The 19730-nt window shown below is 67.1% G+C and carries 16 protein-coding genes and 2 pseudogenes; 11 read left to right on the top strand and 7 right to left on the bottom strand.

The window, feature by feature from the left end:
• Positions 1-76 precede the first annotated feature (76 nt).
• From OHZ10_RS35885 to OHZ10_RS35865, 5 genes are all read left to right on the top strand, one after another.
• Positions 77-1315, top strand: coding sequence for a CaiB/BaiF CoA transferase family protein (locus tag OHZ10_RS35885; RefSeq protein ID WP_155627366.1), 1239 nt, complete (start codon positions 77-79; stop codon positions 1313-1315).
• Positions 1312-2184 carry an HpcH/HpaI aldolase/citrate lyase family protein gene (locus tag OHZ10_RS35880; protein WP_059242321.1) on the top strand — a complete coding sequence of 291 codons (873 nt, stop codon included), beginning with the start codon at positions 1312-1314 and terminating at the stop codon, positions 2182-2184. Before OHZ10_RS35885 ends, OHZ10_RS35880 begins: the two co-directional genes overlap by 4 nt.
• Positions 2181-3662 (top strand): MmgE/PrpD family protein, encoded by a 1482-nt coding sequence (locus tag OHZ10_RS35875; protein ID WP_174993647.1) that lies wholly within the window; start codon positions 2181-2183, stop codon positions 3660-3662. Before OHZ10_RS35880 ends, OHZ10_RS35875 begins: the two co-directional genes overlap by 4 nt.
• Positions 3659-4678 carry a cyclase family protein gene (locus OHZ10_RS35870; RefSeq protein WP_174993648.1) on the top strand — a complete coding sequence of 340 codons (1020 nt, stop codon included), beginning with the start codon at positions 3659-3661 and terminating at the stop codon, positions 4676-4678. Before OHZ10_RS35875 ends, OHZ10_RS35870 begins: the two co-directional genes overlap by 4 nt.
• Before the next feature lie 292 nt (positions 4679-4970).
• Positions 4971-5900 carry a LysR family transcriptional regulator gene (locus OHZ10_RS35865; protein WP_059242531.1) on the top strand — a complete coding sequence of 310 codons (930 nt, stop codon included), beginning with the start codon at positions 4971-4973 and terminating at the stop codon, positions 5898-5900.
• A 20-nt stretch (positions 5901-5920) separates the two neighbouring features.
• Here OHZ10_RS35865 and OHZ10_RS35860 read toward each other — a convergent pair whose 3' ends face one another.
• The 3 genes from OHZ10_RS35860 to OHZ10_RS35850 all read right to left on the bottom strand — a co-directional run bounded on the left by OHZ10_RS35860 (position 5921) and on the right by OHZ10_RS35850 (position 9610).
• Complete coding sequence (locus tag OHZ10_RS35860) at positions 5921-7390, bottom strand: MmgE/PrpD family protein (protein ID WP_342706033.1); 1470 nt, start codon at positions 7388-7390, stop codon at positions 5921-5923.
• A gap of 44 nt (positions 7391-7434) precedes the next feature.
• Positions 7435-8517, bottom strand: coding sequence for a porin (locus tag OHZ10_RS35855; RefSeq protein ID WP_059242314.1), 1083 nt, complete (start codon positions 8515-8517; stop codon positions 7435-7437).
• 190 nt (positions 8518-8707) lie between these two features.
• The gene (locus OHZ10_RS35850) at positions 8708-9610 is read right to left on the bottom strand and encodes an HpcH/HpaI aldolase/citrate lyase family protein (protein WP_174993651.1); all 903 of its coding nucleotides are present in this window, start codon (positions 9608-9610) and stop codon (positions 8708-8710) included.
• 231 nt (positions 9611-9841) lie between these two features.
• On the opposite strand from OHZ10_RS35850, the gene OHZ10_RS35845 reads away from it, so the two are divergent.
• The 4 genes from OHZ10_RS35845 (at position 9842) to OHZ10_RS35830 (ending at position 14634) form a co-directional block, all read left to right on the top strand.
• The gene (locus OHZ10_RS35845) at positions 9842-10606 is read left to right on the top strand and encodes an IclR family transcriptional regulator (protein WP_342706031.1); all 765 of its coding nucleotides are present in this window, start codon (positions 9842-9844) and stop codon (positions 10604-10606) included.
• 70 nt (positions 10607-10676) lie between these two features.
• Positions 10677-11957 (top strand): CaiB/BaiF CoA transferase family protein, encoded by a 1281-nt coding sequence (locus tag OHZ10_RS35840; RefSeq protein WP_256087565.1) that lies wholly within the window; start codon positions 10677-10679, stop codon positions 11955-11957.
• 86 nt (positions 11958-12043) lie between these two features.
• Complete coding sequence (locus OHZ10_RS35835; RefSeq protein WP_059242305.1) at positions 12044-13063, top strand: cyclase family protein; 1020 nt, start codon at positions 12044-12046, stop codon at positions 13061-13063.
• A gap of 83 nt (positions 13064-13146) precedes the next feature.
• Positions 13147-14634, top strand: a complete 1488-nt coding sequence (locus OHZ10_RS35830) for an MFS transporter (RefSeq protein WP_342706030.1) — start codon at positions 13147-13149, stop codon at positions 14632-14634.
• Positions 14635-14747: 113 nt separating this feature from the next.
• Here OHZ10_RS35830 and OHZ10_RS35825 read toward each other — a convergent pair.
• Together OHZ10_RS35825 and OHZ10_RS35820 are read right to left on the bottom strand one after the other, a co-directional pair.
• A pseudogene (locus OHZ10_RS35825) lies at positions 14748-15017 on the bottom strand (Rieske 2Fe-2S domain-containing protein); the annotation flags it as partial.
• Between the two features lie 695 nt (positions 15018-15712).
• Positions 15713-16615 carry a LysR family transcriptional regulator gene (locus tag OHZ10_RS35820; protein ID WP_059242301.1) on the bottom strand — a complete coding sequence of 301 codons (903 nt, stop codon included), beginning with the start codon at positions 16613-16615 and terminating at the stop codon, positions 15713-15715.
• Positions 16616-16714: 99 nt separating this feature from the next.
• On the opposite strand from OHZ10_RS35820, the gene OHZ10_RS35815 reads away from it, so the two are divergent.
• Positions 16715-17437: an SDR family oxidoreductase gene (locus OHZ10_RS35815; protein ID WP_342706029.1), complete on the top strand. Its 723-nt coding sequence runs from the start codon at positions 16715-16717 to the stop codon at positions 17435-17437.
• Between the two features lie 26 nt (positions 17438-17463).
• Positions 17464-18237 (top strand): annotated as a pseudogene (locus tag OHZ10_RS35810) (oxidoreductase).
• A 52-nt stretch (positions 18238-18289) separates the two neighbouring features.
• Here OHZ10_RS35810 and OHZ10_RS35805 read toward each other — a convergent pair.
• Entirely contained in the window at positions 18290-18892 is a 603-nt protein-coding gene (locus OHZ10_RS35805; RefSeq protein WP_081052135.1) for a LysE family translocator, read from the bottom strand.
• An 81-nt stretch (positions 18893-18973) separates the two neighbouring features.
• Positions 18974-19372: a hypothetical protein gene (locus OHZ10_RS35800; protein ID WP_155627365.1), complete on the bottom strand. Its 399-nt coding sequence runs from the start codon at positions 19370-19372 to the stop codon at positions 18974-18976.
• Positions 19373-19730: the final 358 nt, after the last annotated feature.

Here is a 19730-nt window from a genome sequence, read left to right as displayed (position 1 = left end):
TCTTTGCATGTTGATTAGTCATGCAGACGATGCCGGCGCGCGGCGCGCCGTGCAATCCATTTGACTGGAGAACGGCATGGCCACTGTGGAAATCGGGGACGTCGACGCCGGCGCGGCGTCGGACACGTCCAAACGGGCGCCCCTCGACGGCATTCGCGTGATCGACGCCGCGACGCTGTTCGCGGGCCCGCTCTCGGCGACGATGCTCGCGGACTACGGCGCCGACGTGATCAAGGTCGAGCATCCGGACGGCGATCCGGCGCGCAAGTACGGCGCGCGTCGCGACGACGTGCCGTTGTGGTGGAAGGTGCTCGCGCGCAACAAGCGGGCGGTCACGCTGAATCTCGGCACGGCCGACGGCCAGCGGATCTTCCGCGAACTGGTGGCGCAGGCGGACGTGGTCGTCGAGAACTTCCGGCCCGGCACGCTCGAACGCTGGGGGCTCGGCTACGACGTGCTGTCCGCGATCAACCCGCGGCTCGTGCTCGTGCGGGTAACGGGCTTCGGCCAGTTCGGCCCGTATGCGAGCCGGCCGGGCTTCGGTACGCTGGCCGAGGCGATGAGCGGGCTCGCGTCGATCACCGGCGAGGCGGACGGGCCGCCGCTCCTGCCGTCGTTTCCGCTTGCCGACACGGTCGCGGGGCTGACCGCCGCGTTCGCGATCATGACCGCGCTGAAGGCGCGCGAGCAGACCGGGCGCGGCCAGGTCGTCGATCTCGCGATCATCGAGACGATGCTTGCCGCGATGGGCGCGCAAGTCGCGAGCTACGACCAGACGGGCCGGGTGCCCGAGCGTACAGGCAATCGTTCACCGAACAATTCGCCGCGCGGTGTCTACCGCACGTCGGACGGCAAGTGGGTCGCGCTGTCGACGTCTGCGCACAGCATCGCCGAGCGCGTGATGCGCCTCGTCGGCCGCGCGGACCTGATCGACGAACCGTGGTTCGCGAACGGCGCCGAGCGCGCGAAGCACGCGGACGAGCTGGATGCGGCGGTCGGCGGCTGGATCGGGCAGCGCACGCGCGACGAGGTGATCGCCGAATTCGAGCGCGCGCAGGCGGCGGTCGCGCCGATCTACGACGTCGCCGACGTGCTGCGCGATCCGCAGTACGCGGCGCTCGGCTCGGTCGTGTCGGTGCCCGACGCGGAGCTTGGCGCGTTCCGCACGCACAACGTGCCGTTCCGGCTGTCCGACACGCCCGGCGCGATCCGCTGGGGAGGACCTGCGCGCGGCACGCACAACGACGAAGTATTCGGCGCATTGGGACTGGAGCGGCGCGAGATCGCCGATTTGACCGAACGAGGCGTGATATGAAAACCAGCGCAACTTACCGCAGTTACCTTTACGTGCCCGCGCACAAGGCGCAGGTGGTGGAAAAGGCGTATGCAAGCGAAGCCGATGCCATCGTGCTCGACCTCGAGGATGCCGTGCCGGCCAGCCACAAGGCCGAGGCCCGCCAGGCGGCCGCCGCGATTCTCGCGGAAGGCCCGCCGAAGCCGACCTATGTGCGGATCAACCCGATCGGCAGCCCGTGGTGCCGCGACGACGTCGAGGCGATCGCGCAGCCGGCGCTGCAGGCGCTGCGCCTGCCGAAATGCGACCTGCCGCAGCATATCCAGGAGGTCGCGGGCTGGCTCGACGCGCTCGGCTGCGAGGCTGGCATCCAGATCCTGATCGAGTCGGCGTACGGCGTCGAGACGGCTTACCAGCTCGCGACCGCGTCGCCGCGGCTCGAACGGATCGGGCTCGGCGAGAGCGACCTGCGCGCGGACCTGCAGATCGGCGTCGACAACTTCACGCTCGAGGTGTGCCGTGCGCGCTGCGTGGTCGTGTCGCGCGCGGCGGGGCTGAACGGGCCGATCCAGACGGTCTATCACACGCTGCCCGATCTCGACGGACTGAAGGAATCGACGCTGCGCGCGAAATCGATGGGGTTCCTCGGCCGCTTCGCGATCCATCCGTCGCAGCTCGCGGTGATCAACGAGGTGTTCACGCCGTCGGAGGACGAGATCCGCGCGGCCGAGCGCGTGCTCGAAGCGGTCGATGCGGCGGCAGGCAAGGCCTCGGCGTCGTCGGTGTTCGTGCTGCCGGACGGCCGCGTGGTCGCGCCGCCGCTGATCGCCAACGCACGCGTGACGCTCGCGCTCGCGAACAATCTTCGACTCAGTGGAGCACTGGCATGAGCACACCCGAAACGCTTTCCGCTCCGGCAGCGGCCGCGACGAACCGGCCCTTGCCGCCCGACGGCATCGTCGGCGCGCTCGGCCGCTTTGCGGCGGAGGTGCGCGCCGAAGGGCTGGAACGCAGGCTGCGCGTCGAGGCCGCCGCGCGCGTGCTGGACGTGGTCGGCAACAGCCTGATCGCGCACGACGAACCGGTCGCGCAGTCGGTGCTGCAGGTCGCGCGGCGCTGGGGCGGCACCGGCCCGGCGAGCGTGATCGGCGCGCCCGACCGGCTGCCGGCCGCGAGCGCCGCGCTCGTCAACGGCACGCTCGCGCATGCGATGGATTTCGACGATTCGCACATGCGCTCGGTGCTGCATCCGAGCGCGTCCGTGATTCCGGCCGCGCTCGCCGCCGCGCAGGCGAGCGGCGCGTCGGGTGCGGCGCTGCTCGATGCGATCACGGTCGGCACCGAGGTGTGCATCCGGCTCGGTGTCGCCGCTTACAACGAGCAGCTCGGCAATTCGGTGTTCTTCGAGCGCGGCCAGCACGCGACGTCGATCTGCGGCACGGTCGGCGCGGCGGCGGCCGCGGCGATGCTGTTCGGGCTCGACGCCGCGCAGATCGCGGCGGCGCTCGGCATTGCCGCGAGCATGGGCGCGGGCCTGCTCGAAGCGAACCGCACCGGCGGCTCGGTGAAGCGGATCCACTGCGGCTGGGCGGCGCACGCGGGCGTGAGCGCGGCGGAACTGGCGGGCGCGGGCGTAACCGCGCCGCCGACCGCGCTCGAAGGCCGCTTCGGTTTCTTCCACGCGTGGTGCGGCGACCTCGCCGACGTCGACGCGGTGCTGCGCGGCCTCGGCGACGAATGGGAGACGAGCCGGATCATCTTCAAGCCCTATCCGTGCAACCACTTCACGCATCCGGGCATCGACGCGGCGCTGCAGCTGAAGGCGCAAGGCGTGACGGCGGACGACGTGGTGTCGGCCGAGCTGCGGGTCGCGACGTCGACGCTGCGCACGATCGGCGAGCCGGCCGAGCTGAAGGCGAATCCGCCGACCGGTTATGCGGCGGCGTTCTCGGGGCCGTACACAGTCGCGGCGGCGCTGCTCGGCGGCGGCGGGCTCGGCGTCTGGTTCGACGATTTCGACGATGCGCTTGCGCAGCACCCCGCACGGCGCGCGCTGGCCGCGAAGGTGCGCTGCGTGGCCGATCCGTGGTGCGACACGCGCTTTCCGAACTTCCTGCCGGCCGTGCTGCGCGTCGAGCTGCGCGACGGGCAGGTGCGCGAGGCGCGGATCGAGTCGAGCAAGGGCACGAATTCGCGGCCGCTGACCGAACAGGAGCTCACCGCGAAATTCGTGCTGGCGGCGAGTTCGGCGCTCGGCATGGAGCGCGCGCTCGCGCTGCGCGACGCGGTGCAGGCGCTCGCCGACGATGCGCCGCTCGACCTGCTTGCGGCGCTGACGTCAGGTACTGAAGGAGGACACCGATCTTGAATGCACCGCGCTGGAAAAAGCGGCCGCCCGGCTCGAACTGGGGCGACTTCGGTCCCGACGATCAGAAGGGGCGGCTGAACTGGCTGACGCCCGACAAGGTACGGCAGGGCGTTGCCGAAGTCCGGGAAGGACTGTCGTTCTCGCTGAGCCTGCCGCTCGACGTGCCGCGCGGCGGCGGGTTGAACGCGCGGCGCCGGCCGCCGGCGATCATGCCGGCGCTGCTCGGCGACAAGCCGTACTTCGGCTATCGGGCCGACGAACAGGTTGCGAACGCAACCGACGTGGTCTGCGACGACTCGTTCTGCATGCACTCGCAGTTCTCGACGCAATGGGACGGCCTGTCGCACGTGGGCGGCGTGTTCGACGCGGACGACGACGGCGTGCCCGAAATCGTGTTCTACAACGGTTTCCGGATGGGCGAACATCTGCGGGTGCCGCAGGAAGGCGACGCGACGGGCGGCGCGCGCGCGCTCGGCATCGAGGTGATGGCGCAGACGGGCGTGCAGGGGCGCGGCGTGCTGATCGACCTGCGGCGTCATTTCGGCGATGCGCGCACCAAGGTCGGCTTCGCGCAGTTGATGCAGGTGATGGAGGCGGACCGCGTGCAGGTCGAGCGCGGCGACATCGTCTGCATTCACACCGGCTTCGCCGATCTGCTGCTGAACGACGACGGCGGATCGCCGGCGACGGTCGCGAGCGCGTGCGTGCTGGACAGCAGCGATGCGCGGCTGCTGCAATGGATCGACGAATCGGGGCTGGCCGCGCTCGTGGCCGACAACCATGCGATCGAGGAACGTCCGCAGAATGCGCAGCCGCTCCCGCAGCCGGGCGCACTGATGCCGCTGCACGAGCTGTGCCTGTTCAAGCTCGGCATTCACCTCGGCGAGCTGTGGCACCTGACGCCGCTCGCGAACTGGTTGCATGCGCATCGTCGGAACCGGTTTCTGCTGACCGCGCCGCCGTTGCATATCCGCGGCCTGGTCGGCGCGCCGGCGAATCCTGTCGCGACCGTTTGAGCCTGCGGGCGGCGGCTGTGGCGGCGGCCGCCCGCATTTTTTTGCAACGCGACAGGGTTGCGAAAATCGCGAATTAAATGGCCGATTGGCACGGTATTCAGAAGAATCGACGTGAAACGGACCCATTAATTTGAAAACTTAACCAATATCGTCCGATACCTAAAAATATAGATACGTCAAGATTGGACTATTCTTGTGCATTGCACTAAATATCTGGGGATTGCTCCGATTGCAGAATTTCGCAATCGTAATCGGAGGCGGTGATTAACCTGTTTAGTGGATGGTCGCAAACATGAATCTACGTTCGATCGATCTGAACCTGCTGGTCATACTCGATGCGCTATTGACGGAGAAGCAGGTCACACGGGCCGGCCAGAAGGTCGGCCTCACGCAGCCGGCCGTCAGCAACGCGCTGGCGCGGCTGCGATTCCTGTTCAAGGACGAGATCCTCGCGCGCACGGCGGTCGGCATGGAGTTGACGCCGCGCGCGCAGGCGCTGGCCATGCCGATTCGACAAATCATGCAACAAATCGAGGAATTATTTGAATCGGATTATCAATTCAATCCATTTACGTCCGAGCGCCATTTTACGGTGCGCATGTCGGATCTCACCGAATTGCTTTTGCTTCCGGCCCTGCTGCGCTGCATGCGATTGACCAGCCCGAATATCGGCATGGACGTCGTGCATATGAGTGCCACCCGGACCGCCGACGCGCTCGAATCGGGGCTGCTCGACCTGGCGATCAGCGCCGGCCTCGAACATTCGGGCACGCTGTCGTCGCGCATCGTATTTCATGACCGGATGGTCTGCGTGATGAGTTGCAGCCATCCGGACGCGGCCGCGCCGCTGACGCTCGAACGATTCCTCGCGCTCGACTTCCTCAACGTGACGATCAACCCGGTCGACCACAGCCTGATCGACAACCTGCTCGCGACCATGAACTGCACGCGGCGTATCGCGCTCAACGTGCCGCACTGGCTCGTCGTGCCGAACATGCTGGATGCGCTGCCGTACGCGGTGATCATGTCGGAGCGGCACGCGCTGAGCCTCGACGATGCGCGGCTCGTGATCCGCGAACTGCCGCTCGCGATGGAGCCCGTCGCGTGGTCGCTGTACTGGCACCGCCGCTACGACGGCAGCAACGCGCACGCGTGGCTGCGCGGCCGCATCGTCGAGGTCGCGGAAGCGCTCGAGCGGCACGTCGTCGCGGCGGAGGCTTAGGCGTAGGCCGAGCACGCCGGTCAGCCGACGACGAGCAGCGGCGGCAGCGACGCGACGTCGGGCTGCTCGTCGAGCCGCCACAGGTAGTCGAGCGCCGCGTGGATCTGTGCCGGGTTCCAGTGCCGCCGGCAGTTCTTCGTGAACTTCGCGACGTAGTCGTCGCGCCGCATCGGCCGCGTCGGCGAGCCGGGCAGGTCGTCCACCTGCTTCGTGCAGGTCGTGCCGTCTTCGCACACGGCCGTCACGCGATTCGGTGCCTGCGCCGGATAACGCGCGGTCAGCGACGGGTCCTCGCGCACCGTGATCCGCTCGATCAGCGCGCGCAGCGCCGGATCCTGCAGCGCGTCGTGCCGGTAGCTCTCGGTCGTGATGTCGCCGTCGAGCATCGCGCGCGCGACGATGTACGGCAGGCTGTGATCGGCGGTCTCGTGGGTCGATGGCGCCCATTTTTCGCGGTCGCGGCCGGCCGTCACGTAGCCGACCTCGGTCGTGTCGATCTCGATGCGCTGGATGCGGCGCAGGTCGCCGACCTGCGCGGCGACGTCGACTGCGGCCGGAATCGCCGTTTGCGTGAGCCCCTGGGCGGGATAGAACTTCACGAAGCATTTGCCGATCCGGAACGCGCCGCCGCGCCCGCCGAATTCGTGTGTATCGACCGCGAACGGGCCGGACACCTGGGGAAAGAATCCCGCCATGCCTTCGAAGATCGGCGCGGGGCCGGTCAGCCCGGCGCGCGCGAGCTGCGTCGAGAACACCGCGTTGCGCGCGGCGTCCGCATCGGCGAGCGCCTTCCAGTTCGACAACTGCTGGACGCGTGTCTGGTTCAGCGCGAGATGGCTGTTGATCGACAGGTTCACCGCCTGCACCAGCTGCGGCGCGGGCATGCGCATCAGCTTGCCCGCGGCGAGCGCGACGGCGGGCAGGCTGTAACACGTGTGGTCCCAGCCGCGCGGGCTGATCGCGGCGGCGTCCATCAGCCGGCACGCGATCTCGTACGCGATCGCGATCGACAGGATCAGGTCGCGGCCGTTCGCATGCTGCGCTTCGGCGACGGCGAGGCACGCGGACATGTTGTCGCTTGGATGGCCGGTCTCCTTGCCGGCGTAGGCGTCGTTGAAATCGTAGTAGCGCAGCGCGGTGCCGGTCGCGAACGCGGCGAGATCGGGGCTCGTGCGCTCGCGGGTGCCGACGATGGTCGACACGCCGCCCGGCGACGCAAGCGCCACATCGCGCGCGATCCGCACCGGGCGTTCGTCGTGAGCGGCGATCGCGCAGCCGAGCGCGTCGATCAGGTGCGCCTTGATCGTCTCGACCGTCGCGTCGTCGAGGTCGCGATACTGCAGCCCGGCCGCGTAGTCGGCGAGCTGCTGCGCGAGATCGGGGCGGCCGGTGGTGACGCCGGCGGCCGGCAGCGCGCCGGCGCGGGCGTGGGCGAACGGCAGCGCGAGCGCCGTGCCGGTCAGCGTGGAAAGGAAGTGGCGGCGGTTCATGGTGCGTGGCTCCGGAGGTTCCTGAAACGGGGGGAGAGGCGGGCTCAGAACAGCTTGCGCAGGCCGAGTGCCGCGCCCGCGCTGCTGGCGCGGTCGCCGGCCAGCGTGTAGTGGAGAAAGTTGTAGTTGTAGTTGTCGAAATCGAGCGCGGCGCGGCGCGCGTAGCCGCCTGCCAGGTACACCGTGACGGCCTTCGACAGGAAGTAGTTCAACTGCAGCGTGACCTGCTGCGGGTTCGCCGGGTGCGGTGCGGGCGTCTGCGCGTTCGGCGGATTCTGCGCGCGGATGTCCTCGTAATAGAACGCGCCGATGGCCTGCAGGAAAGGGGTGATCGCGTAGCGCACGCCGGCCCACCAGAACGTGTAGCTCGTCACGACCGATGGCGCGGCGACGCCGCTCTGTCCGTGCGTGACGCCGGCCAGCAGTTGCACGCGGTCGATCGACGCGATCGCGGCGGCGGCGTAGCGGCGGAAATGCGCGAAACCGCCCGGCTGCGGCGTGTTGACGTTGTCGAACGCGGCGGCGACCGAGAATGCGCCGCCGGCATAGTCGAAGCCGGCGCCGTAGGCGGCGTTCGACTGGAACGCGCCGGGCGTGCCGCCGAACGAATAGTGCATTTCGAGCGTCAGCGCGCCGATCTTCGCGAGGTACTTGGCGACGTTGTTCTCGCGGAAGTTGACACCGACGATCGCGCCGGCCGGCTCGTACAGCGTCGAGTACGCGCCCGTCGGCGAATAGTGCTCCATGACGTCGAACAGCGTCGTGTACTGGTGGCCGAGCCGCAGCGCGCCCCAGCGCTCGTGCTGCAGCCCGACCCACGCGGAGCGGTCGAAGCCGCCCGCGCCGGTGCCGGTGCCGTTGTTCAGGTTGATGCCGCTTTCGAGCCGGAACGCGGCCTGCCAGCCGCCGCCGAGTTCCTCGACGCCCTTCAGGCCCCAGCGCGAGCCGCTCTTGCCGCCCGACGCCATCCGCACGAGCGATGCCGACGCGTTATTGCCGGGCGCGGCCTGGTGGGTGAGGAATTCTGTATAGACGTCGGCCACGCCGTACAGCGTGATCGTGTTCTGCGCGCAGGCGCTGGCCGATACGAGGCCCAGTCCGCACAGTGCGGACATCCGCTTGCCCATGGCTTGTCTCCTTCGTGGGTTTATTTATTGGATTGCGGCGTCGCACCGGTCGAGCGGCGCGACGGTGCTGCGGGGCGACGCTATCCGGGCCGCGCGGCGAACGGGTGGCGTCGTGGCGCGACGCACGCGCGCATCGCGCGACCTGCGCATGCACCGGGACGAAGCGCGGCCATGAAGGGCGGCACGTGCATCACCGGGGCGTGCCGCCGGTACGCGCCTGCACGGCTGCGTGACGCGCGAGCACGCGCTTCGCGCGGGCGACGCCGGGCGCGTCGACCATCCTGCCGTCGACGCGCAGCGCGCCGCGCCCGTTCGCGCGCGCGTCGTCGTAGGCGGCCAGCACCGCGTTCGCGTCGCGCACCGCGTCGTCGTCGGGTCGGAACGCGCGGTTGAGCGCACCGACCTGCAGCGGATGGATGCAGGTCGCGCCCGCATAACCGAGTTCCGCGGACATGCGCGCGATGCGCTCGAACGCGTCGAGATCGCGCAGCTCGTCGAGGCCGCCGACGAGGCCGAGCGGCAGGATGCCGGCCGCGCGCGCGGCGATGATCAGCAACTGCTTCGGCACGCGCAGCACGTCGGCGCTCGCGCCGCTTTCGCAGTTCAGCGCGAAGTCGCCGCCGCCCAGCATCATCGCGACGACGCGCGGCGACGCCCGCGCGATCCGGTCCATGGCCTGGAACGCGCGCGGCGTTTCGACGATCGCGACGATCCGCGTGCCGCCGGGCGGGGCGCCGGTTTCCTCTTCGAGCGCGGCCAGCAGCTCGTCGATCGCCTCGACGTGCGAGCTGCCGCGCACCTTCGGCAGCACGACGCCGTCCACGCCGGCCCGGACGGCCGCGCGCAGGTCGGGCACCAGCAGGTCGAGCGGGCCGTTGGCGCGCACCAGCACATCGCGGCCGGGCGTGCGCAACGCCGGCACGGCGTCGGCCAGCCCGTCGCGGGCGGCCGCCTTGCACGCGGCCGGGACGCTGTCCTCGAGATCGAGGATCAGCGCGTCGGCGTCGCTCGCGGTGGCCGATGCGACGAAACGGGGGATGTGGGCGGGGACGTACAGCAGCGAGCGCCAGGCAGGTTGATGCGAAGAATCCATCGTCGATCTCTAAAAATGAAAGTCACTTTCATTTTTGTGATGGATGATGGCATTCGTCAAGATTATCGTTAACGCCTAGTTTCCAAGGAGATTGCGCGACGATGAGCGAACGAAGCCGTGCGGATTCATGTTGATGCCATCGATGATCTGCGTATAATGAAAGTGACTTTCATTTTTTGAGTGCCGGCCAACACGGCGCGGCACGGATGCCCGGCATCGCACGAGGTGGACATGAGCAAGGTGGAGACAAGCAATCCGGCAGAAGGCGGCGTGGCCGCGGTCAACCGCGCGCTGACTGCGCTGCTGGCGTTCGGCAACGCGCCCGGTGGGCTGATGCTCGCGCAGGTCAGCGAGGAGACGGGGCTCAACATGAGCACGCTGTTGCGGATGTTCGAGTCGCTCGAGCAGTTCCGCTTCATCAAGCGCCTGCCGGACGGGCGCTACGTGCTGGGGCCCGCCGTGTTCCAGCTGGGGATGATGTATCGCGAGTCGTTCCAGCTGCGCGAGTACGTGATGCCGATCCTGTCGACGCTGTCGGCGGAAACCGGCGAGACCGCCGCGTTCTACGTGCGCGAAGGCGACCAGCGCGTGTGCCTGTTCCGCATCCAGGCGCAGCGCTCGGTGCGCACGCATCTGCGCGAGGGCGACCGCTTCCCGCTCGACGTCGGCGCGGCCGGGCGCGTGCTGCTCGCGTTCAGCGGCACGCGCGGCGGTGAGTACGAGAAGACGGCCGAGCAGGGTTACGCGGTATCGATCGCCGAGCGCGACCCGGAAAGCGCGGCGATCGCGTGCCCGGCGTTCGGCGTTGGTCGCGTGCTGAGCGGCGCGATCTCGCTCGGCGTGCCGCGCTATCGCTTCAACAAGAAGGTGCTGGCCGACTACCTGCCGTGTGTGCAGGCGGCCGCCGCCGAGCTGACGCATGCGCTGGGCGGCGATCTGCCCGCCGCGGGCGCGGCGTTCCGCGCGGCCGACCAGCTCGGCGCGCTGCTCGGGTAGCGCCGCGCGCGGTTGAGCGCGCACTTCGAAGTCCGTATCGAACGACGCACACACCAACCAGGAGACAAGCATGTTCGTTCCCGACACGCAGGCCGCGCACGCGGCCGGCGCGCGCCGTCGCGCGTCTACCGGCCCGATCCGTCCGAAACCGTTCGACGCCAGCGCGCAGGGGCCGCTTGCGGGCGTGCGCGTCGTCGACCTGTCGCGCCTGATGGCGGGCAACATGCTGAGCGTGCAGCTCGCCGATTTCGGCGCGGACGTCGTGAAGGTCGAGAGCGAGCGCGGCGATACGCTGCGCGCGGTCGGCGCGGGCGGGATCAGCACGAACTGGAAGGTGTACGGGCGCAACAAGCGCAGCGTGTGCGTCGACCTGCGCACGCCCGAGGGGATCGACATCGTCCGCCGGCTGGTGCGCGACGCGGACGTGTTCGTCGAGAGCTTCAAGCCCGGCGTCGCCGAGAAGATGGGGCTCGGCCCGGATGACCTGCTCGCGATCCGGCCGGAACTGGTGATCGCACGGATCTCCGGCTGGGGGCAGACGGGGCCGTATCGCCACAAGCCGGGCTTCGGCACGCTCGCGGAAGGGTACGCGGGGTTCGCGGCGATCAACGGCTTCGCCGATCGCGAGCCGGTGCTGCCGCCGATGTTCCTCGGCGACATGACGGCCGGGCTGTCCGGCGCGCTCGCCGTGCTGGTCGCGCTGCATGCGCGCGACGCGCACGGCGCGGCGGGGCAGGTGATCGACGTGTCGCTGTTCGAGCCGCTGCTGTCGATCCTCGGGCCGGCCGCCGCGAACTACGTGATGACGGGCGAGATCAAGGCGCGCACCGGCAGCCGCTCGTCGAACACCGCGCCACGCAACGCGTATCGCACCCGCGACGGCAAGTGGCTGTGCCTGTCGAGCTCGACGCAGGCGATGGCCGAGCGGCTGTTCCGCGCAATCGGCCGCGCGGAGCTGATCGACGATCCACGCTATGCGACCAACGTGCAGCGCGTGCAGCACGCGGAGGCGCTCGATGCGATCGTCGGCGAATTCATCGCCGCGCGCGATCTCGACGCCAATCTCGCGTTTTTCGAAGAAGCGGGCGTGACGGTCGGGCCGATCCAGGACATCGCGCAGATCGTTCAGGATCACTACGTGATCGAACGCGAGGCGCTCGTCGAGCTGCCGGACGACGACGTCGGCAGCCTGCCGATGCACAACATCACGCCGCGCCTGTCGGCCACGCCGGGCACGTTCCGCCGGCCGGCGCCCGCGCTCGGCGAGAACAATCGCGAGATCCTGCTGCCGCTACTCGGCGAACACGAATACGAGCGGCTCGCCGGGCTGGGCGTGATCCGCACGCGCTAGCCGCGAAACCTCGGGCGCGACACGGCCGCGAAGGACGGCCGTGCGCGCCTGCCGCCACACCCTGGATATGGCATGGAGGAGACACCATGAAACCACGCTGGACCCATCGGCCGCCCGGCTCGAACTGGGGCGATTTCGGCCCGGACGATCAGAAAGGGCGCTTGAACTGGCTGACGGCCGACGCGGTGCTGCGCGGCGTCGCGGAGGTGCGCGAAGGCCGCGTGTTTTCTCTGAGCCTGCCGCTCGACGTGCCGCGCGGCGGCGGTCTGAACGCACGGCGCCGGCCGCCGGCGATCATGCCGGCGCTGCTCGGCGACAAGCCGTACTTCGGCTATCGGGCCGACGAACAGGTTGCCAACGCAACCGACGTGGTCTGCGACGACTCGTTCTGCATGCACTCGCAGTTCTCGACGCAATGGGATGCGCTGTCGCACGTCGGCTCGCTGTTCGATCCGGCGGGTGACGGCGAGCCAGCCCGCGTGTTCTACAACGGCTACCGGATGGACGAGCACATCCACGTGCCCGAAGCGGGCGCGCCGCGCGGCGGTGCGGGTGCGCTCGGCATCGAGGTGATGGCGCAAACCGGCGTGCAGGGGCGCGGCGTGCTGGTCGACCTGCGCCGCCACTTCGGCGACGAGCGGCGCAAGATCGGCTACGCGGAATGGATGGCGGTGCTGCGCGCGGACGACGTGGTCGTCGAGCGCGGCGACATCGTGTGCGTGCACACGGGTTTCGCCGATCGTCTGCTCGACGCCGACGTGCGTGGCGAGCCCGGCGCGCCGGACCTGTGCTGCGTGCTCGACGGCAACGACCCGCGTCTGCTCGAATGGATCGCCGCATCGGGGCTCGCGGCACTCGCGGCGGACAACCACGCGGTCGAGGAGCGACCGCGCAATGCATCGGCGCGCGAGCGGCCCGGCGCGCTGATGCCGCTGCACGAGCTGTGCCTGTTCAAGCTCGGCATTCATCTCGGCGAGCTATGGCACCTGACGCCGCTTGCCGAATGGTTGCGCGCGCACCGGCGCAATCGCTTCCTGCTGACCGCGCCGCCGCTGCACCTGCGCGGGCTCGTCGGGTCGCCGGTCAACCCGGTCGCCACCGTCTGAACGCCGGCGCCGCGCGCACGCTGCGCCGGCGCCTTGTCCGCCGCTTCGCGCCGGCCGCGCGGGCGGATCATCGAGGAGTCGCCATGTCCCATTCCCATGCGGCGTCGATTGCCGCGCGCATCGACCGCCTGCCCGCGACGGCCAGCATCTGGACGCTCGTGCTGTTCCTGAGCGTCGGCGGTTTTTTCGAGGTCTACGACCTGTTCCAGATGACCTACCTGCCGCCCGGGCTGATCCGCGACGGCATCTTTCATGCGGGCTCGCACGGCGTACTCGGCATGTCGGACCAGGGCGCGCTTGGCGCGGCGACGTTTGCCGGGCTGTTCGTCGGCGAGATGTTCGTGTCGCGCCTCGCGGACCGCTTCGGGCGGCGCGCGTTGTTCACCGGCGCGCTGCTGCTCTACACGGCGGCGAGCCTTGCGATGTGCGTGCAGACGCATGCGCTCGGCATCCTCGTGTGCCGCTTCATCGCGGGTTGCGGCATCGGCGCGGAGCTGATCACGATCGGCGCGTTCCTGACCGAGCTGGTGCCGAAGGCGGTGCGCGGCCGCGCGTTCGCGCTGTGCTTCGCGGTCGGTTATCTCGCGATGCCCGTGCTCGCGCTGGTGTCGTGGTTATGGGTGCCGCACGATCCGCTCGGGATCTCCGGATGGCGCTGGGTCGTGCTGCTCGGCGGCAGCGGCGCGGTCGTCGTCTGGTGGCTGCAGTCGCGGTTGCCGGAGTCGCCGCGCTGGCTCGCCCGCAACGGCCGCGAGGCCGAGGCCGAAGCCGTGCTGCAGCGTCTCGAGCAGGCGGTCGAGCGGGAATCCGGCCGGCCGCTGCCCGCGGTCCCGGCGCCGGCCTCAACTGCGCCGGCCCCGCAGCGCGCGCCGTCGATGTGGGATGCGCAACATCGCGGCCGCACGGCGATGCTGATCGCGTTCAATGCATTCCTGAGCATCGGCTTCTTCGGCTTCAGCCAGTGGCTGCCGACGCTGCTGGCCGCGCAGGGCGCGAGCGTCACGAAAAGCCTCTGGTATGCGTTCGTGATCGCGTTCGCGTATCCGGTGTCGCCGTTCGTGGCGGGCCTGCTCGCCGACCGGATCGAGCGCAAGTGGCTGATCGTCGCGTCGGCGTTCGGCGTCGCGCTGTTCGGCACCGCGTTCGCGATGTCGGCGCAGGCGCCGTTCGTGATCGCGTTCGGGCTGCTCGTCACGCTGTCCAATACGGTGCTCGCGAGCAACGGCACCGCGTACCAGTCGGAAGTGTTTCCGACCGAGATCCGCGGGCGCGCGCTCGGCTTCGTGCATTCGATCGGCCGCCTGACGGGAATCGCGAGCAGTTTCATCATCGCGCTGCTGCTCGAACGCGCCGGGGTGTCGGCCGTGTTCGTGCTGATCGGCGGCAGCATGGTGATCGTGATGGTGTCGATCGGTGTGTTCGGGCCGTATACCAACAACCGGGCGCTGGACGAGATCACGGGCCGCGGCGGGGAGGGGGGCGAGAGCGGGGCGGCGGTGCGCGGGCTCGCTGTTTTGCCGACTCGGCGTGTCGATGGGCCGCGTAAGGGCGCCGGGGATCGGGCGGTGTAATGGCGCCGGCGGCAGGTTTCATCACGCCGTCTCGGCCGCCGACTCACGCATCGCCGCTCACTCGCGGCGGCGCGGTCGAGCGGTCGCGTCGGCGACGCGGTCGAGCGGTTGCGTCGGCGACGCGGTCGAGCGGTTGCGTCGGCGACGCGGTCGACCCAGCCGCGGTAGAACGCGCGGTACTTGAGCACGAGCTTGTCGTACTTGCTGTACGCGCCGCCGCCGTCCGGCTTCATCCCGTTCCAGATCTTGACGTCGTACCCGACGGCCTGTCGGGTCTGCAACCCGAACAGCACGAAGTCGGTCGCGCGGTGCATTACGCCGCCAACCTTCTTGATCGAGATGAGCATGTGCATGACGTTCTTGCCGTCGCTCACCTGCGTCACACGCCACCGTGGGCGCAAGCAACTGCGGCGTGAGGCGGGGACGGGCGACCGGTTGGGGGGCGCTCGCCTTTTGATCATCGACCGAAATCGGCCTGATCAGGCTGCGGGGGCTGGTTTTCGATTAGCGCGTCATGAATGGAAAACTTGCAATGCGCTCGTTGCTGCGCCGTCAGCGATTACGGTGGCGGCCCTCGGGCAGAAGCCGCTCGATCGGCGCGCGACACGGCGGGTCATGATCGCCGTGATAAATGCAAGTTGCCGTAAATACAACAGAAATTTTTTCGATTCCAACGGGCGACTGCCGGTATGTCGGCTGACGAGCATTGACAATTCCGCGGGGTTCCACGCTTCCTGGATGCCAGAATCATTGTCGTATAGGCGTTGTTGGTCATCGGATCGCCCCAACGTTCGGAATTGTCTTACGCAGACATCGGCGAACGGCATGAAAGGAACCTTACCACTACGGCACGATTGCCAATTCAAACTCGGGGGGGCGCACAACACGTGACCATTGCGGCTGGGCGCTGCAACACCATCGCGGGGAGTTGACACGATCTTCGCGACGCCGCGCACGGCGACTACTTTATTTTTGCCTACGTCTACGAAGCGCTGAATTGCCGGCCAACGGGGGAGTATGTCGATCCGGGGCCGGTCTGGCGGTTGCACATCATCGTCTTCGCGTGGGGCGGCATGCGTCAATCGCAAGCGCCGAATGGTGCTTGCCATTTCCGCACATGATCGATCAACGCCCGCAGCTTCGGCACCATGTTGCGCCGCTGCGGAAAGTAGAGAAAGAAGCCGGGAAACGGTGGCAGGAACGCCTCCAGCAACGGCACGAGCGAGCCGTCGTCGAAATGCGCGCGCAGGCAGTCCTCGGGGGCGAACGTGATGCCGCCGCCCGCCAGCGCGAGACGCAGCATCAGGCGCAGATCGTTCGTCGTCAGTTGTGGTTCGACCGCGACGTCGAAAGGGCGGCCGTCTTCCACGAACTCCCAGCGGTAAGGCGCCAACTCCGGCGCCAGCCGCCAGCCGATACAGCGGTGCCGGACGAGCTCGTCGGGGTGACGGGGCGCGCCGTGCTTCTCGACGTAACCGGGAGAGGCCGCCGCCCGTTCGCGTTGCTCGCCGCCCAGCGGCACGGCAATCATGTCCTTCTCGATTACCTGTCCCAGCCGGATCCCGGCATCGAATCCGCGCTCGACGATATCGAATTCCTCGTCCGTCACGGTTACGTCGATGGTCATGTCGGGATAACACTCCGCAAAGCTTGCCAGCAACGGACCTGACAGGAAGGGTTCGGCGATCGACGTGGCCGTGAGCCGAAGATGGCCGCGCGGCGCGTCGGTCGTGCCCGTTGCATCGAGCGCGCTGCCGATGTCGACGAGCGGCCCTTCCAGCGATTGAACCAGCTGCATGCCCGCGTCGGTCAACTGAACCGACCGCGTGGTGCGCACGACGAGCGCGACGCCGAGCGTGTCTTCGAGCCGCCGGATGCCTTGGCTAACCGCGGAACGGGTGACGCCCATCCGGTCGGCCGCGGCGCGGAAATTCCGTTCTTTCGCGACGGCGAGGAGCAGCGGCAGAAGATTCAGGTCCATATCATTGTCCAGTTACGCTAACCAACCCATCCAGTATTCACCATCTACAAGCGACAGAGAAGCAACGATATCGTCCTGTCATCGAAACAGGGAGGTGTCATGGACAAAGTCATTCTCATCACCGGCGCGTCGAGCGGAATCGGCGAAGGCATCGCGCGCGAGCTGGGCGTACCGGGCGCGAAGCTCATGCTGGGCGCGCGGCGCACGGACCGGCTCGACGCCATCGCGCGCGATCTTCGCGTGGCAGGCGCGGCAGTCGAGACCTGCGCGCTCGACGTGACCGAGCGCCGTTCGGCGCAGGCGTTCGCGGTTGCGGCACTGGAAACGTGGGGGCGGATTGACGTGCTGGTGAACAACGCGGGCATCATGCCGCTGTCGCCGCTCGCGGCCGGCCATCACGACGAATGGGACCGCATGATCGACGTCAACATCAAGGGCGTCCTGTGGAACATCGCGGCCGTGCTACCGCACATGGACGCGCGTGGCGCCGGGCAGATCATCAACATCGCGTCGATCGGCGCGCTGTCGGTGGTGCCAACCGCCGCCGTCTACTGTGCGACGAAGTTCGCGGTGCGCGCGTTGACGGAAGGCCTGCGCCAGGAGCATCCGGCACTGCGGATTACCTGCATCAATCCTGGCGTCGTCGAAAGCGAGCTGGCAGACACGATCACGCACGCGCAGACCCAGGCGTTCATGCGCGAATACCGTGCGATCGCGCTGCAACCGGCGGATATCGGGCGCGCGGTACGCCACGTGATCGAGTCGCCGGCGAGCGTCAGCGTGAACGAACTCACGATCCGGCCGACGGGCCAGACGAGCTGAACCACCGTTTCCCCAAGGAGCAACCGATGAACGATCAATCGCCCGTGTGGTTCATTTCCGGCGCATCGTCCGGCCTCGGCCGTGCGCTTGCCGACGCCGTGCTCGAACGCGGCCGGCGTGCGGTTGTGACCGCCCGCCGGCCCGACAGCCTGTCCGATCTCACCGGCCGGTACGGCGAACGCGCGCTTGCGTCGCCGCTCGACGTCACCGATCCGGCCTCGATCGCAAGCGCCGTCGAACAGGCGCGATCGCGTTTCGGCGTGAGCGACGTGCTCGTCAACAGCGCCGGCTGCGGCTATCTCGCCGCGATCTAGGAAGGCGAGGAGCGCGAGATCCGCGCGCAGTTCGAGGTCAACGTGTTAGGCCTCAACGCATTGACGCAGCGGATCCTTCCCGGCATGCGGCAGCAGCGCCGCGGCCACATCTTCAACATGTCGTCGCTCGGCGGGCTCGTCGCGTTTGCCGCAACTGGCTACTATCACGCGACGAAATTCGCGGTCGAGGCCCTGTCCGAATCGCTGTCTCATGAACTCGCGCCGCTGGGCATTCGCGTGACGATCGTCGAGCCGGGCGCGTTTCGCACCGACTGGGCGGGGCGTTCGATGATTGAAGCCGCGAGTCGGATCGACGACTACGCGGAAACGGCGGGTAAGCGCCGCGCGGCGGCACGCGCGGTGTCGGGCAAGCCGCCCGGTGACCCGGCGCGCGCGGCTTTCGCGATCATCGGCGCGTACGACGCCGACGAGCCGCCGATGTTTACCGAGCACCGGTTCGCGCCGCGATTTTTAGTGTCGTTTTAGTGTTCGTGTTGACGAAGGCAATGCAAGGAGGAAAGCGCGCGCCATGACCGCCTCACCGATTGAGCACGGAACTGGCCAGCGTTGCTGCGAACGTCAGCAACACAAGCGAGGAGCACCGTAACACGATAGAAGCCAATCGACCTTCCGCACGATTCATGAGCAGCAGCCGCCCCGACCGGGACCATACCAGTCCTATCGGAATCAGGGTGATCAGAAATACGCCTGTCGACAACAAGAAAATATCGAGCGATCTGAATGCCGCCTCCGGGAAAATTGCGCTTGAAAATAACAAAGCCTTGGGATTCATCAAGGTCGCAAAGAAAAGCCCTCGGAACCCCAGCGGCGGTGAGTCAGTCGCATCAAAGTTGGCACCTTTGAGCCACATACTCACTGCGAGGTAGAGTATGAACATGGCGCTGATCAACTTTACGCAGCTGACTATCCATGGATATTGCGTCGCCAAAGACCAGAGAAAAAATCCCCATACGGTAATGGCTATCACATAGCCTGACGCCTCCGCCGCGACCAGCCTGCACGCACCACGAAGATTCAGCTTGAGCCCGGCAGAAAGCAGCAGCGTGTTTGTCGGCCCGGGTACCAGCAGCACAATGGCGACGTAGAACGACATTTTTAGAATGGGACTCAATGTCAACATCGACTAACCTCGTCTTTCTAACGATTTACTTTGTGAAATTATTGATTGCGCTATGGCTGAGAGTGACGAAGAGTGAATTTGTCATGGGCTGCCGGAATGTCGACGCACACGCGATAACTTGATTTTTCGACGACGAGAAAGAGCGCGATCGAGCTTGATCTGTTGATGTCCTTGAGAGATGAGCCGGCCAGCCGGGATCCTGACACCGTACCGCTGCCAGCCGGCTTGATTACCGCCCCCGGGGCCGAGTCCCGCCGGTCCGATGATCGTCATATTCGATAGCGCGGCGCCGACGGCACAAGAGAAAAATTTCTTCTTTGACTTCGCGTGGCATGCAAGGCGATGGTGTCGGTACCCATAATTGTTATGCCAAGGAGGTTCCCAGAATATTGTCAGGGAATCATAGGTGGTGGAGAGCGTCGCTGGCAACTCTTCTTTCTCGCGTTTGAAATTCTGAAACACCGGGAGCGCTTGTTCCATTTACTCGTTGCGCGATATGGGCTCGGAGTTTGATTTTTTATGTATCTAATTAAAATCGGAGAAGATGCAATAGTCATTGCTATTGACTCGGAATTTTTGAGAATTCGTCTGGCGGGGGCAAGTGGGGACTGTTTAGTGATCGTGCGCTAATCATCAAGCTGTTCACAAATATAAACTTCAATTCGAAATTATTTCACCCCGACGCTGATGGTGTGGAATTTCGATGGAATGCAATGAAATCTGGTGATCGAAAAATAAAAATACTGTCAAATATGTCAGTTTGATTTAAATAATCGTCGGCTTATTCTGAATGCGGATCAATTGACCACCGTTGCAGAAGTCCATTCGGGTTTTGAAT

This window comes from Burkholderia arboris, assembly GCF_038723655.1.
In the GTDB taxonomy this organism is placed as follows: Bacteria; Pseudomonadota; Gammaproteobacteria; order Burkholderiales; family Burkholderiaceae; genus Burkholderia; species Burkholderia arboris.
Note: the sequence above shows the minus strand (reverse complement) of the source record. Positions and strands in the feature narration are given on the sequence as shown.